We start from the raw sequence: 13,067 nt of genomic DNA on the forward strand, positions 1-13,067 counted from the left end.
CAGCGCTGGAAGGCCACCGACGTGACCCCCTGAGCCGGGCGTGACATTTGTACCGGCCGGCAGCCGACATCCGGCTCTGCCGCATGGCCATGGCCCGCGCCCATGCTGAGTGTCCGGGCACCACCGACACACCGGGAGCGTGAGAGCCATGGAGCGAACCCAGACCCAGCGGCAGGACGTGCCGCGAAGCGGTACCTACACCGTCGACACGGAGGCCTCGGCGGTGCGGTTCCGCACCCGGTCGGTCTTCGGCCTCTTCCCGGTGCGCGGCACGTTCACCCTGGCGCGGGGGAGCGTCGTCGTGGCCGAGCCCGCCGAGGCCTCGACGGTGGACGCCGTGATCCGCGCGGACAGCTTCGACTCCGGCCTCGGGCGCAGGGACGACCACGTCAGGTCCGGCGACTACCTCGACGCCGCCCGGCACCCGGAGATCGTCTTCAGGGGGACGGGGCTGCGGCGGACCGGCGGGGGCGGCGTGCTGCACGGCCGACTGACGGTCCGCGGGGCCGGTGCGCCCGTCGACGTGGAGATCACCGAGGTCGTGGCCGAGGGGCGGTGGCTGACCGCGCGCGGCACGGCCACCGTCGACCGCTACGCCTTCGGGGTCACCAAGGCCAGAGGCATGACGGGGCGTCGCCTCCAGGTCGACCTGGACATCCGCGCGTCACGCTGAGCCGTGTCCCCGCCCCGCACGCGGCACGGCCCGCCGCGCGCGACCCCGCCCCGCACAGCCCGCGCCGGTCGGCGACAATCATGTGCATGGCAGCCCTGAGCGAACTCCTCCCCGTGGAAGCCGTCCTCCTCGACGCCCCCGCGGCCGACTGGCGCGAGGCCGTGCGGCGCGCCGGTGACCTGATGGTCGCGACGGGCGTCGCCACGGACACGTACACCGTCGAGATGATCGAGAACGTCGAGCGGAACGGGCCGTACATCGTCATCGCGCCCGGCCTCGCCTTCGCGCACGCGCGGCCCTCGCCCGCCGTCCTCGGCACCGGCATGTCCTGGGTGCGGCTCGCGGAGCCCGTGGCGTTCGGGCACGAGGCCAACGACCCCGTCGAGCTGGTCGTCGGCCTCGCCGCGAAGGACGCCTCCGAGCACACCGCGGCGATGGGCGCCCTGGCCCGGCTGCTCGCCGACCCCGGCACGGCGCGCGCCCTGCGCGAGGCGCCGACCGCGCGGGCGGTGCACGCGCTGCTGGCCGGCGGCCCCGCTCCCGCCGACGGCCCCGAATCCGCACCGCCGCGGAAGGAAGCGGCACGCGACGGCGGTGACCATCACAAGATCCTGACCGTGTGCGGCAACGGGGTCGGCACCAGCCTCTTCCTCAAGCAGACCCTCGAAGGCGTCCTGGACCGCTGGGGGTGGAGCGGGCACGTCACCGTCGAGGCGACGGACACCATCTCGGCCAAGGGCAAGGCCGGCGAGGCGGTCGCCATCCTCACGTCACGGGAGATCGCGCGGACCCTCGGTGACGTGGGCGTCCCCGTGAAGGTCGTCGAGGACTTCACGAGCGCGGCCGAGGCCGACCGGGTGCTGCGCGACACCTACGACGTCTGACCGGACGTCTGACCGGACGAGAACCACCGACCGGTCCCGGTGACCGGCGGTACCAGAACCACCGACCGGTCCCGGTGACCGGCCGTTCGAGAAGCACCGACCGGTCCCGGTGACCGGCCGTACAAGGAGAACCACCATGGACTGGCTCGTGTCGGCCGCCGAGTTCCTCGTCAACGAGATCCTCAGCCAACCCGCCTACCTCATCGGCCTCATCACGGCCGCGGGACTGCTCGCGCTGAGGAAGTCCGCGGGCCAGGTCGTCGGCGGCGCCATCAAGGCGACCCTGGGCTTCCTGCTGATCGGGGCGGGCGCCACGCTCGTCGTCGGCGCCCTCGCCCCGCTCGGCGAGATGATCCAGGGCGCCACGGGCGCCCACGGGGTGATCCCCACCAACGAGGCGATCGTCGGCATCGCCCAGGAGCAGTACGGCGCCCGCGTCGCCTGGCTGATGATCCTCGGGTTCGCCGTCAGCCTGCTCCTCGCGCGCTTCACCCCCCTGCGCTATGTCTTCCTGACCGGCCATCACATGCTGTTCATGGCCACGCTCCTGACGATGGTCCTCGCCATCGCGGGCCAGCCCTCCTGGGCGGTGGTCGTCGTCGGCGGCGTCCTGCTCGGCATCCTCCTGGTGGCGATGCCCGCCTTCGCCCACCCCTGGACCAAGCGCGTCACCGGCAACGACAGCGTCGCCATCGGCCACTTCGGCACCGCCGGTTACATCGCGTCCGGCGTCACGGGCCGGCTGGTGGGCCGCCGCAGCCGCAGCACCGAGGAGATGAACCTTCCCGAGGGGCTGCGCTTCCTGCGCGACTCGATGGTGGCGACGGCCCTGTCCATGGTCCTGATCTACCTCGTCATGTCGCTCGTCTTCCTCGGCAAGTCCGGCAAGGAGACCGCCTTCAAGGCCTTCGGCGACGACGGGGCGGGCGCGAGCGGCGTCGGCGACTACGTCATGCAGTCCGTGATGCAGGGCCTGCAGTTCGGCATCGCGGTCGCCGTGATCCTCTTCGGCGTCCGCACCATCCTCGGCGAACTGGTGCCGGCCTTCCAGGGCATCGCGAAGAAGCTGGTGCCGGGGGCGGTGCCCTCGCTGGACGCGCCGATCGTCTTCCCCTACGCCCAGAACGCCGTCCTCGTCGGCTTCATCTCCAGCTTCATCGGCGGCCTCGTCAGCCTCGGCCTGCTCGCCTGGGTCTTCCACCCCGCCTTCGGGCTCGTCCTGGTCCTGCCGGGCCTGGTCCCGCACTTCTTCACCGGCGGTGCGGCGGGCGTCTACGGCAACGCCACCGGCGGCCGGCGCGGCGCCGCCGCCGGCGCCTTCGTCAACGGCGTCATCATCACCTTCCTGCCCGCGCTGCTGTTGAAGGTCCTCGGCGCCTTCGGTGACGAGAACACCACGTTCGGGGACGCCGACTTCGGCTGGTTCGGCACGCTGATCGGCTACTCGGCCAAGGCGGGCGAGACCGGCGGCGTCATCCTGATGCTGCTCATCGGCGCCGCCGTGCTGCTCGGCGCGGTCGTCTTCCAGAAGCGGGTCGTGGACACCGGCTGGGACCCCGGCGCCCACCGCGACGCGCTGCCGCCGCCGGGCGGGACGCCCGCCGGGGCCGACGCGAGCGCGTCAGCGGCCGGCGCCCCGGCGGCGTACGCGAGGATCGCGCCCCCGCGCGGGGCGCCGAAGCCGCCCTCGCCGCCAAAGGAGAAGGCCTGACGGTCCGCGCTCAGCAGTGCTCGTACACGTGGCCTTCCTCGCCCGCGGGCAGGACGTCGCGGTCGCGCAAGGTGACGGACAGCTCCTTGCCCCAGGAACGGCAGGCGGCGGTGAAGTCCTTCTTCACGTACTCGATGTCGAAGACCTCCCCGTCGTACGCCGCCGCGAAGTCAGGGCACTCCTGGTAGCGGGCGCACTCCTCGGTCACGGCGAAGTCGAAGCCGATGCGGCGGTGCTCGCCGAGCAGGTCCGTGGTGTTCTTCTGGGCGATGGCCAAACCCGAGCGGTGGGCCCGCTCGGCGAGGAGGCGGGCGAAGGCCGCCGCGTGGTCGGCGGTGAGCAGCCCGTCGGAGCGTTCGTAGGAGTCGAGGTTGTCGGGCTCCACGGCGTCGAAGCCGGACTCCGCGCAGCCGTCGATCCACTTGCCGACGATCCCGGCGAGGGCGGCGCGCTTCTTCCCGGTGGAGATGTCGAGCAGGGGCTCCCCCCAGTCCTCGTCGATGACCGTGTCCCCCTCGTCGTCGCGCAGGAGGAGGTCGGGGTGCTCGCGCTGCCACCAGCGGGCGGCCTTCGTGCCGGGCTGGGCCTGGAAGGCGTTGACGTAACAGATGTTGTAGGCGCCGGGCGCGGGGTCCGCGGACCGGTCGCGGGAGACGGCCCGCGTCTTCGCCGGGGGAGCGTAGGCCCCGCCCAACTGGTAGTCGAAGACGGCGTCGGCGGCGGGCTGCCGGACGCCGTCCTGCGAGGGCCTGGCCGCGGACGACCTGCCGGGCCCCGCCTCGTCGGAACCGCCGGACGAGCAGGCGGCGAGGGAGCTGAGCAGGGCGAGGAGCAACGCACCGCCGACGCCGGCGCGGAGGGCCCGCGACGAGCGGTCCCTCCGGGGCTGGTCGCCGCGGTTCTTACTGGTAGGCCACATGATCCCGGTCACCGCACCAGGATCTCAGCCCCTTCCGCCGGACTGCGCACGGGGTGCCCGGTCAGGTCAGGTTCAAGGCTTTTGCCGCTTCCTTGGCCATGCCCGCCTCACCGGCCGCGTTCGGGTGCACGGGGATGAAGTTGCTGCCGAACAGCACCGGCTCGATCCACCGCTCTCCCGCGGGCCGGCAGGCGTCGTGCGCGTCGGAGGCCGCGGCCAGGTCGACGAACGTCGTGCCGGTCTCGCCCGCCGCGCGCTGGGCGGCGCCGTTCAGATGCGCCTGGAGGTCGCGCAGGTAGGGCACGTCGCCCTCGGCGATCGGCATCTTGGCGAAGCAGCCGGGGACGGCCTTCGCCGGGGTGATCCACGGATAGCCGAGGATCGCGACCCTGGCCTTGGGGGACTTGGCCTTGATCTGGTTGAGCGAGGCCTTGAGCGCCGGATAGGTGTTCTGGTCGATCTGGTCCTTGAACTTGCTGCCGTACTTGTCCTTGCAGGGGCTGCCCTTGCCGCCCGTGAGGATGCCGGAGCTGCCGCAGGACAGGATCGCGTTGATGAACGTGCTGTTGTCGTTGCCGCCGATGGTGAGGGTGACGAGCTGCGTGTCGCTCTTCAGCGCGTCGAACTGCGGGGCCACGCCCGGGTACTGGGCGGTGGTGAAGTGCTTGGTCTGCGCGCCGCCGCAGGTCACGTCCTTGAGCGCCGCGCCGGTCGAGGCGGCGAGGAGGTGCGGGTAGTTCTTCGAGGTGCGGGCGCACAGGAGCGGCGCCTGCGGGTCCAGGGGCAGGACGCCCGAGCCGGCGCTGTAGCTGTCGCCGAGGGCGACGTACCGCAGCGGCTCGGCGCTCTCGGCGGCGGCGGGACCCGCGCCGAGGCCGAGGGCGGCGATTCCGGTGACGGCGGCGAGGGTGGCGACGGCGCGCTGCTGTGCGGGCATCCGCATGAGCGATCTCCTCCGGGCGTGGGGGCGGGCGAGCGGTGGGGGTGCACGGGGCTCGGGCAAGCTAGTGCACGTCTTCAACTGCCTGCTACGCCTGGAGATGCGCGTCCGGACGGAACGTTTTGGCATACGGGTGACTAGCGGGGCCCGGCGCCGGGCCCCCGGACCGCACCGAGGCGGCTCGCCCCACGGGAACGCCGCGTTCCGGCGGGACGGGCGGGGACCGGCGCTCGACGCGAGCGCCAGCGCGCGCACCTCGGCTCACACCTCGCTGCTCACACCGTGACGTTCACGCCGTGATGTGCACGTCGACGCAGGCGTAGAACGCGTTGGCGGTGTCCGCGATGCTCCCCACGGCGAGAACCTTCTCCTTGCCGGTCAGGCCGCCGAAGTCCACCTTGTGGGTGACGGTCGAGCCCGGCTGGGCGTCGCCGTCGTCGACCTCGGCGATCTTGTTGCCGTCGACGAGGTACTGTCAGGTGCTGGTCCGGTGCGCCGCCGTCAGCTTCCAGCCGAACTCCTGCGACGAGCCGACGCCGGTGACCCGCCAGCCCTCGCTGTCGTCGTCCAGCTCGGCGAAGCGCGAGGTGCCGCCGCTGCACGTCGTCTGCCCCTTGGGGCCCTCGACGCTCTGCGGCTCATGGGTGATCTCCCCGCACGCCACGGGCCCGCGGCGCACGGGGCCTGGCGGCTCGGCGGTGTGGAGGCGTAGCCGTGGGCGCCCGCGGGGCCGACGGCGGCCGGGACGAGCACGGGTGCGACGCCCGCGCCCACGACGGCTGCCAGCTTCCGCTCGGAACGCATTTCCGCTCGCTCTGGGCGGGGGGGGATGAGGGGGAAATGAGGAGACCGGGCGCCTCGGCCGGCTCATTGGCCCAGCCCCTACTGACGGTCGGGGCGTCGTCAAGGCTGTACGTGGTGTTCGTGTGAGGGAGGTCGAGCGTCAACCGGCGGCGCGTGACCGGGCCGGAACACCGGTCGCGGGTGGGTAACGTGGTGCGGAACCTCTGACGGCGTTTCGCACGTTGGGCAGGGCGGGGCCGCACCGTGCGTGGCCGTGGAGCACCGGCCGGCGGTGCGCAGAGCGAGGACGGGGGACCGGGTGCCGCAGCAGCGCCGTTCCGCACGCCTCGCCGCGTCCGCGCTCTCCCTCCTCGTCACCGTCCTCGCCCTGCTCGTGCCGTCCTCCGCGACGGTGCACGGGGCTCAGGGCGACGGACGGCTCACCCACCACACGGTGGCGGCGCACGCGGGCAAGCGGTCGGGACCCGAGGACGTTCCGGCGCTCCGCGTCACCGTCGTCCACCGCCTGGACACCCACATCCCGGCGCCGCAGCCGCCGGCCTCCCCCCGCACGTCCCCCGAGGTGCTGCCGCCCCGCCCGCCGTACGAGACGGACGCCCGCGCCGCCTCGCGGGTGACGCCGCATCAGGCGATCGAGGCCGCCGCCCCGCGGGGCCCGCCCCACCGATGAGCACGCAGACCTTCCCCGACGCCTGACCCGGCGCCTCGCGCGCCCGCACGGTCACGCGTCCCTCCGTCCTGCCCTCATCGTGGAGAACCCATGTCCCCTGCGCCCGATCCCCGTGCGCCCGAAGACCGACCGCGCCCCCCGCGCCGACCACGAGCCGCCGGCTCAGGTACGTCCAAGCCCCGCACCGCCACGTCACGCCCGGCCGCGTCACGCACCCCCAAGTCGCGGGCGCCCCTGTGGCGGGCGCTCGTCGCGCTGGCCGTCGTCGGCCTCTCGCTCTATGTCGCCCTGACCCAGTCCGCCCGTCTCGGCCTCGATCTGCGGGGCGGCACCCAGATCGTCCTGGAGACCAAGGACGCGCCCAAGGTCAAGGCCGACGCCGCGTCCACCGACCGCGCCCTCGAGGTGCTGCGGCAGCGCGTCGACGCCCTCGGCGTCTCCGAACCCGGCATCGCCCGCTCCGGCGAGAAGCGCATCATCGTCGAACTGCCCGGCGTCCAGGACCCGCGCAAGGCCGCCGAGGTCATCGGCCGCACGGCCCAGCTCTCCGTGCACCCGGTGACCGGCGAGACCACCGAGAAGAAGAAGGCCGCCCCCGAGGGGGCGCGCGCCCTGCCCGATCCCGACCGGCCGGGCAGCCGCCTCGTGCTCGGCCCCGCCGTGCTCTCCGGGGACGGCGTGAAGGACGCCGAGGCCGTCCTCGACCAGCAGTCGCTCGCCGGCTGGACCGTCTCGCTCGAATTCCGCTCGGGGGCGGGCGACGCCTGGGCGCGCGTCACCGGCGAGGCGGCCTGCGCGCCGCAGGGCGCACCCGAGCGGCGCGTCGCCATCACGCTCGACGACAAGATCATCTCGGCGCCGAGCGTCAACCCGGACGTGGTCTGCAAGACCGGCATCACCGGCGGCTCCACCCAGATCACCGGCGGCTTCGACCAGGCCGAGGCCCGCGACCTCGCGGCGCTCGTCAAGGGCGGCGCCCTGCCGGTCCCCGTCGACGTCGTCGAGCAGCGCACGGTCGGCGCCACCCTCGGCGCCGACGCCATCGCCGCGAGCACCCAGGCCGCCCTCATCGGCATCGCCCTGACCGCGCTGTTCATCACCGTCGTCTACCGGCTGCTCGGCGCGCTCGCCGCCCTCGCCCTCGCCCTGTACGGACTGATCTCGTACGCCGCCCTGGTGGCGCTCGGCGCGACCCTCACCCTGCCGGGGCTCGCCGGGTTCGTCCTGGCCATCGGCATGGCCGTCGACGCCAACGTCCTCGTCTTCGAACGGGCACGGGAGGAGTACCTCGCGGTCAGGTCGCCGGATCTGGCGAAGCCCGTGCGCACCGGCTTCGCCAAGGCGTGGAGCGCGGTCATCGACTCGAACGTGACGACGCTGCTCGCCGCCGGACTGCTGTTCTTCTTCGCCACCGGGCCGGTCAAGGGCTTCGGCGTCACCCTGTGCGTCGGCGTGCTCGCCTCGATGGTCACCGCCCTCGTCATCACCCGGTGCTTCGCCGACTTCGCCGTCGGCCGGGAGTCCGTCCGCAGGCGGCCCGCCCTGACCGGCATCGCCACCACCGGACGGGTGCGCGCCTGGCTGTCCCGGCGCGACCCGGACCTGGTGCGCCACCGCCGCCGCTGGCTCGGCGCGAGCGCGCTGCTCGTCGTGGTGGCCGTGGCGGGCATCGTGCTGCGCGGCCTGGACTTCGGCGTGGAGTTCACCGGCGGCCGTCTCGTGGAGTACAGCACGAGCAGGCCCCTGGACGCGGACAAGGCCCGTGAGGCGGTCTCCGACGCGGGCTTCCCGCGCGCCGTGGTGCAGGAGTCGGGGGAGGGCGACATCACCGTACGCACACAGAAGCTCACCAACGACGAACAGCGGCGGGTGACGGCCGCGTTGGAGGAGGAGTCGGGCGGCGCCGTCACCGTCGAGCGCGACGAGCTGATCGGGCCGAGCCTCGGCGACGAGCTGCGGCAGAAGGCGCTCATCGCCCTCGCCATCGCCGTCGGCGCCCAGTTGCTCTATCTGAGCGTGCGCTTCCGCTGGACCTTCGCGGCGGCGGCGGTGTCGGCGATGGTCCACGACGTGCTGCTGGTGGTGGGCCTCTTCGCCTGGCTCGGCAAGCCGGTCGACAGCGTCTTCCTCGCCGCGGTGCTCACCGTGATCGGCTACTCGGTCAACGACACGGTGGTCGTCTTCGACCGCGTACGCGAGGCCAGGCGCCGCGATCCGCGCGCCGGTCTGGCGTTCCTCGCCAACCGCGCGGTCGTGCGGACCCTGCCGCGCACGGTCAACACCGGCATGGGCGCGCTGTTCATCCTCGCCGCGCTGGCCGTGCTCGGCGGCGACTCGCTCGCCGACTTCTCCCTGGCGCTGATCACCGGCGTCGTGGTCGGCATGGCGTCGACGGTCTTCACGGCCGTGCCGATCGCCGTGGCCCTCGAAGAGCGCAGCCCCGCCGAGCCGCCGACCGCCGGGCCCCGCAAGACCTCCACCGACGCGTACAGCCCGCTGGAGGCGCGGCACGGCAAGGAGCGGGGGACGGGGGCGGTCGTCTGAGGCGCCGCTGACGGTGGCCCGGTGTCCGCCCCGGGCTACCGCCCCTCGGGGGAGTCCAGCGCCGGGGCGATCACGGCGAAGGCCCGGTCGAGGAGGGCGACCGGGTCCTCGGCGCCGTCCGCGTCGCTCCACCGCTGGAGCGTCGCGTCGAAGGCGGCCAGCGCCGTCCCGGCGGCGAGGCGCGGATACAGGGCGCTCTCGTGGCCGAGCCCGAGCCGGTGCGCGAGTTCCCGCGCCAGATCGTCCCGCCACTGCGCCTGTCGCTCCAGGAACCGCCCCAGCAGGGCGGGCGTGCGCAGGATCAACTGCACCACGCGCAGCGCCCGTTCGGAGTGGGCGGCGCAGGTGGCCAGCGGGACCCGCACGGCGTGCAGCAGCGCCACCGACGGCGGTTCGCCGACGGGGCGCTCCGCGAGGTCCGCGCGCATCCCGGCGCCCATGTCGGCGAGGAACCGGACGACCACGTCCTCCTTGGACGCGAAGTACCGGAAGAAGGTGCGCCGGGAGACGCCGGCGGTGGCCACGATCTCGTCGATGGTGACCGCGTCGAAACCCCTCAGCGCCAGCAGTTGCAGCGCGGACTCGGTCAGTTCGTCGGAGACGAGCCGTCGTTTGCGCTCGGCCAGGGTCATTTCGGGGCGATGGTTCACCCCGTCATCGTACATCCCTTGCCATGTATGGCACTGAAGGTACGCGTTGACACTCAGTGCCAGTGAGGGCAACATGTGCCGCATGACGCGGCGACAGTGGACCATGGATGAGATGCCGGACCAGACCGGCCGGGTGTTCCTCGTCACGGGGGCGGGCAGCGGACTCGGCCTCGCGACGACGCGGGCGCTCGCCGACCGGGGCGGGCATGTGATCCTCGCCCTGCGGGACGAGGCGAAGGGACGCCGGGCGGTCGCCGCGATCACCGCGGAGCAGCCCGGTGCGAGCCTGGAGGTGCGCCGCCTCGATCTGGCCGATCTCGACTCGGTCCGCGCCTTCGCCGACGGACTCCGGGCCGACCGCACCCGCCTCGACGTGCTCGTCAACAACGCCGGTGTGATGGCGCCGCCCCGCTCGCTGAGCGCGCAGGGGCACGAGCTGCAGTTCGCCGTCAACCACCTGGGCCACTTCGCGCTCACCGGGCTGCTGCTCGACCTGCTGGCCGCCGGCCGCGATCCGCGTGTGGTGACGGTCAGTTCGGTCAACCACCGGCAGGGGCGGCTCTTCTTCGACGACCTGCACGGCGAGCGCCGCTACCGGCCCATGGCGTACTACAACCAGTCCAAGCTCGCCAACGCCGTCTTCGGCCGTGAGCTCCACCTGCGTCTGACCGAGGCGGGGAGCCCGGTGCGCAGCGTGCTCGCCCACCCCGGCTACACCGCGACCAACCTCCAGCTCAACGGGCCCATCGGCCTCTGGCGCGTGCTGCTCGGCCGCATCTGCAACCCGCTGTTCGCCCAGCGTCCCGCGGACGGCGCCCGGTCACAGCTTCGCGCGGCGACCGATCCGGGCGTCCTGGGCGGCGAGTTCATCGGGCCCGGAGGCCCCGCGGAACTGCGGGGCGTCCCGCGGCGGGTGGAGCTGTCGCCGGGGGCGGCCGACGCCGCGGTCGGCCGCCGGCTGTGGGAGGTCTCCGCGCGGCTGACCGGCGTGCGGTTCGCGTTCGCCCCGCAGCGCTGACGCCGCGCCTTCCCCCGCATGGCGCCGGTTCAGACCTTGCGCCAGCGGGCGTTCGCCCAGGAGAAGAGGCCGAAGGCGACGAGGCCGACCGCGATGAGCGCGAGCAGCCAGGGGCCCGCACCGGTCTCGGTGAACGAGCGCAGGGTGTTGTCCATGCCCTTGGCCTCGCCCGGCTTGTGCCGCACCGCCGCGGCCACGGCGAAGCCGCCGGCGACGCCGAACACCACGCCCCGCGCGGTTCCGCCGACGACACCGAGGACGTCGACGCCCTGGCGCACCCGCCGGGGCATCTCGGACAGACGCAGCCGCTTGTGGAACTTCCGCATGATCGCGCGTACGGCGATCCAGATCCCCGCCACGACGACACCGGCGCCCGCGGCCGCGACGATCCACTGGCCGCCCGGCCAGTCGAGGATCTTCGCCGTCACGTCCTTGGTGTGCTTGTCGCTCGATCCGCTGCCGCTTCCCTCGTCGCCGGCCGCGTAGGCGAGGACGGAGTAGGAGACGAAGCAGTAGAAGAGGAAACGCGCGCCGGACGTGGCCCGTTTGCTCGCCTTGTGGCCGTCGGGCCCGGCCTGGCCGAACGCGGCCTCGGAGAGCCGCCACAGGGCCATCCCGGCCAGGGCGAGCCCGAGCAGCCACAGCAGGACGTTCCCGAACGGGCGGTCCGCCAGCTCGGCCACGGCGCCGCCGCGGTCGGCCTGGCGCTGCCCCTCGTCGGAGAAGGCGATCCGCAGGGCGAGCGCCCCGACGAGGAGGTAGATCACGCCACGGCCGACGAAGCCGGCCCGGGCCACCGCGTCGGCGGTCCGGCCCTTGGCCGCCCGCCGGGCGTGGCCCTTTCCTCGCGCTGTTATCGAAGGCAGATGCATGGCTCCCGGATGCCCCGCCGCCACCGCTTCATGCGGTCGGGGCGGTACCCCCGCCAGGCATGCCGCTCAGCGGAAGCCGGTCCCCGCGCCGGTCCGCCCGTCCACGTACGGCGCGCTGGCCGGGATGGTGAACGCGCGGTCGAGCCGGGTGAGGCGGAGCACCCGCCAGTTGCCGGGTCGGCCGGGGACGAGCCACAGGGTGCCCCGGTCGGCCGTCACGCGCTTGCGGATGCGCACCAGCAGCCGCAGGCCGCCGGCGTCGAGGAACGTCACCTTTCTGAGATCGGCCACGACCTGGTGGCCCGCTTGGTCGAGGAGGGTTGTCACACGGGGGCTGAGCTCCTGATCGGCCCAGGCGTCCAGCTCGCCCCAGAACGTAAGGACATCGGTGCCGTTCACCACGCGGTGACGCAGGCCGAAGGTGAAGTCGGCAGTGTCCGTCTCACGGTTCAGCAGTTTCCTGCCTCCTTCACGGAATTCACGGAGCGTAGTCATTGATGGGCGGCCTGACCTGGAGGGACCGGGTTCGGACGCCGTCACGGTCCAGGGCGGCACTGAGGTCCCATGTCCATCGTTCCCGCTCAGCGGTGTTCGTACCCTTGTCCGTCGGTAACTTTGAGCGAGAACCGGAACTGATGGGGTGTCAACTGCATGACTACGCACAGTGATTACAGGCGGGCGCCGCTCCGGGCCAGGTACGTGACGGGGTTCACGTCCGAGCCGTAGCCGCGCCGGACGCGGATCTCCAGATGCAGGTGCGGACCCGTCGCCCGGCCCGTCGCGCCGCTGCTCCCGATCCTGGCGCCGGTGCGGATACGGGCGCCCCGCCGCACCGAGATGCGGGAGAGATGGGCGTAGACCGCGTAGTGCCCGTCCGGCATCCGCACGGTCACGGCCATGCCGTACGCACCCGACCAGCGGGCCAGCACGACCCGCCCGCCGCCGACCGCGTACACCGGGGTGCCGTTCGGAACCGCCAGGTCGATACCGGTGTGGTGGCCCGCGGCCCACGGGCCGCGGATGCCGTAGCGGGCGCTGACCCGGTAGCGCCGCCGCAGGGGGAGGATGCGGCGTGGGCGCGGCGCGGACTTGCGTTCGTCCTCCTCCGCGGGGAACCGGGCGTCCGCCTCGGCGAGCGCCGCCTCGAACTGCGGGTCGTAGTCGAGCGCGCAGTCGTCCTCGGCTCCGGTGGGGAAGGGCTCCGCGGAGCTGACCGGTGCGGCCCCCAGGGACAGGGCGCCGCCCGCCAGGAGTCCCGCGGCGAGGCGCAGGGCCTCACGTCGTGTGGTGGGGCCCGCCCTGAGCGGGCCGTCTATGTGGTTCTCCATCTCACCAAGGACAGTGGCCGAACGCTCGGGGCGCACGCCGACTGTGCCATCCGG

Annotated in this window: 12 protein-coding genes and 1 pseudogene; 6 read left to right on the plus strand and 7 right to left on the minus strand. The window is 73.2% G+C overall.

What is annotated here, in order from left to right; translation table 11 throughout:
• Positions 1-148 precede the first annotated feature (148 nt).
• The 3 genes from DCW30_RS16160 (at position 149) to DCW30_RS16170 (ending at position 3,268) form a co-directional block, all read left to right on the plus strand.
• A complete protein-coding gene (locus tag DCW30_RS16160; protein ID WP_076687525.1) occupies positions 149-673 on the plus strand; it encodes a YceI family protein in 525 nt (174 codons plus the stop codon).
• Positions 674-759: 86 nt separating this feature from the next.
• Positions 760-1,557: a PTS sugar transporter subunit IIAB gene (locus DCW30_RS16165; RefSeq protein ID WP_076687526.1), complete on the plus strand. Its 798-nt coding sequence runs from the start codon at positions 760-762 to the stop codon at positions 1,555-1,557.
• Positions 1,558-1,693: 136 nt separating this feature from the next.
• Entirely contained in the window at positions 1,694-3,268 is a 1,575-nt protein-coding gene (locus DCW30_RS16170; RefSeq protein ID WP_076687527.1) for a PTS ascorbate transporter subunit IIC, read from the plus strand.
• 10 nt (positions 3,269-3,278) lie between these two features.
• Here the strand turns inward: DCW30_RS16170 and DCW30_RS16175 are convergent, their stop codons facing one another.
• The 3 genes and pseudogenes from DCW30_RS16175 to DCW30_RS16185 form a co-directional block, all read right to left on the minus strand.
• The gene (locus tag DCW30_RS16175; protein ID WP_076689647.1) at positions 3,279-4,187 is read right to left on the minus strand and encodes an endo alpha-1,4 polygalactosaminidase; all 909 of its coding nucleotides are present in this window, start codon (positions 4,185-4,187) and stop codon (positions 3,279-3,281) included.
• A 61-nt stretch (positions 4,188-4,248) separates the two neighbouring features.
• Positions 4,249-5,124 (minus strand): SGNH/GDSL hydrolase family protein, encoded by an 876-nt coding sequence (locus DCW30_RS16180; RefSeq protein ID WP_373569011.1) that lies wholly within the window; start codon positions 5,122-5,124, stop codon positions 4,249-4,251.
• A gap of 292 nt (positions 5,125-5,416) precedes the next feature.
• Positions 5,417-5,931: pseudogene (locus DCW30_RS16185) on the minus strand (lytic polysaccharide monooxygenase auxiliary activity family 9 protein).
• Positions 5,932-6,184: 253 nt separating this feature from the next.
• Between DCW30_RS16185 and DCW30_RS16190 the strand changes: the two are divergent.
• On the plus strand, positions 6,185-6,601 hold the full coding sequence (locus tag DCW30_RS16190; protein WP_123985631.1) for a hypothetical protein: 417 nt from the start codon (positions 6,185-6,187) through the stop codon (positions 6,599-6,601).
• 90 nt (positions 6,602-6,691) lie between these two features.
• Entirely contained in the window at positions 6,692-9,145 is a 2,454-nt protein-coding gene (gene secD / locus DCW30_RS16195) for a protein translocase subunit SecD (RefSeq protein ID WP_079250231.1), read from the plus strand.
• Between the two features lie 35 nt (positions 9,146-9,180).
• On the opposite strand, the gene DCW30_RS16200 is transcribed toward secD, so the two are convergent.
• Entirely contained in the window at positions 9,181-9,777 is a 597-nt protein-coding gene (locus DCW30_RS16200) for a TetR family transcriptional regulator (protein WP_076687530.1), read from the minus strand.
• A 100-nt stretch (positions 9,778-9,877) separates the two neighbouring features.
• Here DCW30_RS16200 and DCW30_RS16205 point away from each other — a divergent pair, with 100 nt between their 5' ends.
• Positions 9,878-10,813 carry an oxidoreductase gene (locus DCW30_RS16205; RefSeq protein ID WP_076687531.1) on the plus strand — a complete coding sequence of 312 codons (936 nt, stop codon included), beginning with the start codon at positions 9,878-9,880 and terminating at the stop codon, positions 10,811-10,813.
• Between the two features lie 29 nt (positions 10,814-10,842).
• Here the strand turns inward: DCW30_RS16205 and DCW30_RS16210 are convergent, their stop codons facing one another.
• The 3 genes from DCW30_RS16210 to DCW30_RS16220 all read right to left on the minus strand — a co-directional run bounded on the left by DCW30_RS16210 (position 10,843) and on the right by DCW30_RS16220 (position 13,013).
• Positions 10,843-11,685, minus strand: coding sequence for a DUF1206 domain-containing protein (locus DCW30_RS16210; protein ID WP_076687532.1), 843 nt, complete (start codon positions 11,683-11,685; stop codon positions 10,843-10,845).
• 66 nt (positions 11,686-11,751) lie between these two features.
• Complete coding sequence (locus DCW30_RS16215; protein ID WP_079250232.1) at positions 11,752-12,180, minus strand: STAS domain-containing protein; 429 nt, start codon at positions 12,178-12,180, stop codon at positions 11,752-11,754.
• Between the two features lie 173 nt (positions 12,181-12,353).
• Complete coding sequence (locus DCW30_RS16220; protein ID WP_079250233.1) at positions 12,354-13,013, minus strand: M23 family metallopeptidase; 660 nt, start codon at positions 13,011-13,013, stop codon at positions 12,354-12,356.
• Between the last annotated feature and the right edge of the window lie 54 nt (positions 13,014-13,067).

It is taken from the genome of Streptomyces alfalfae (assembly GCF_004127445.1).
Taxonomy (GTDB): Bacteria; Actinomycetota; Actinomycetes; order Streptomycetales; family Streptomycetaceae; genus Streptomyces; species Streptomyces alfalfae.

Excerpts from the sequence above, each read along its gene's own strand:
- DCW30_RS16175 (WP_076689647.1), bottom strand. The coding sequence starts at position 4,187 with ATGTGGCCTACCAGTAAGAACCGCGGCGACCAGCCCCGGAGGGACCGC.
- DCW30_RS16220 (WP_079250233.1), bottom strand. The coding sequence starts at position 13,013 with ATGGAGAACCACATAGACGGCCCGCTCAGGGCGGGCCCCACCACACGA.
- DCW30_RS16180 (WP_373569011.1), bottom strand. The coding sequence starts at position 5,124 with ATGCCCGCACAGCAGCGCGCCGTCGCCACCCTCGCCGCCGTCACCGGA.
- DCW30_RS16210 (WP_076687532.1), bottom strand. The coding sequence starts at position 11,685 with ATGCATCTGCCTTCGATAACAGCGCGAGGAAAGGGCCACGCCCGGCGG.
- DCW30_RS16165 (WP_076687526.1), top strand. The coding sequence starts at position 760 with ATGGCAGCCCTGAGCGAACTCCTCCCCGTGGAAGCCGTCCTCCTCGAC.
- DCW30_RS16170 (WP_076687527.1), top strand. The coding sequence starts at position 1,694 with ATGGACTGGCTCGTGTCGGCCGCCGAGTTCCTCGTCAACGAGATCCTC.
- DCW30_RS16215 (WP_079250232.1), bottom strand. The coding sequence starts at position 12,180 with ATGACTACGCTCCGTGAATTCCGTGAAGGAGGCAGGAAACTGCTGAAC.
- DCW30_RS16200 (WP_076687530.1), bottom strand. The coding sequence starts at position 9,777 with ATGACCCTGGCCGAGCGCAAACGACGGCTCGTCTCCGACGAACTGACC.
- DCW30_RS16205 (WP_076687531.1), top strand. The coding sequence starts at position 9,878 with ATGACGCGGCGACAGTGGACCATGGATGAGATGCCGGACCAGACCGGC.
- secD (WP_079250231.1), top strand. The coding sequence starts at position 6,692 with ATGTCCCCTGCGCCCGATCCCCGTGCGCCCGAAGACCGACCGCGCCCC.
- DCW30_RS16160 (WP_076687525.1), top strand. The coding sequence starts at position 149 with ATGGAGCGAACCCAGACCCAGCGGCAGGACGTGCCGCGAAGCGGTACC.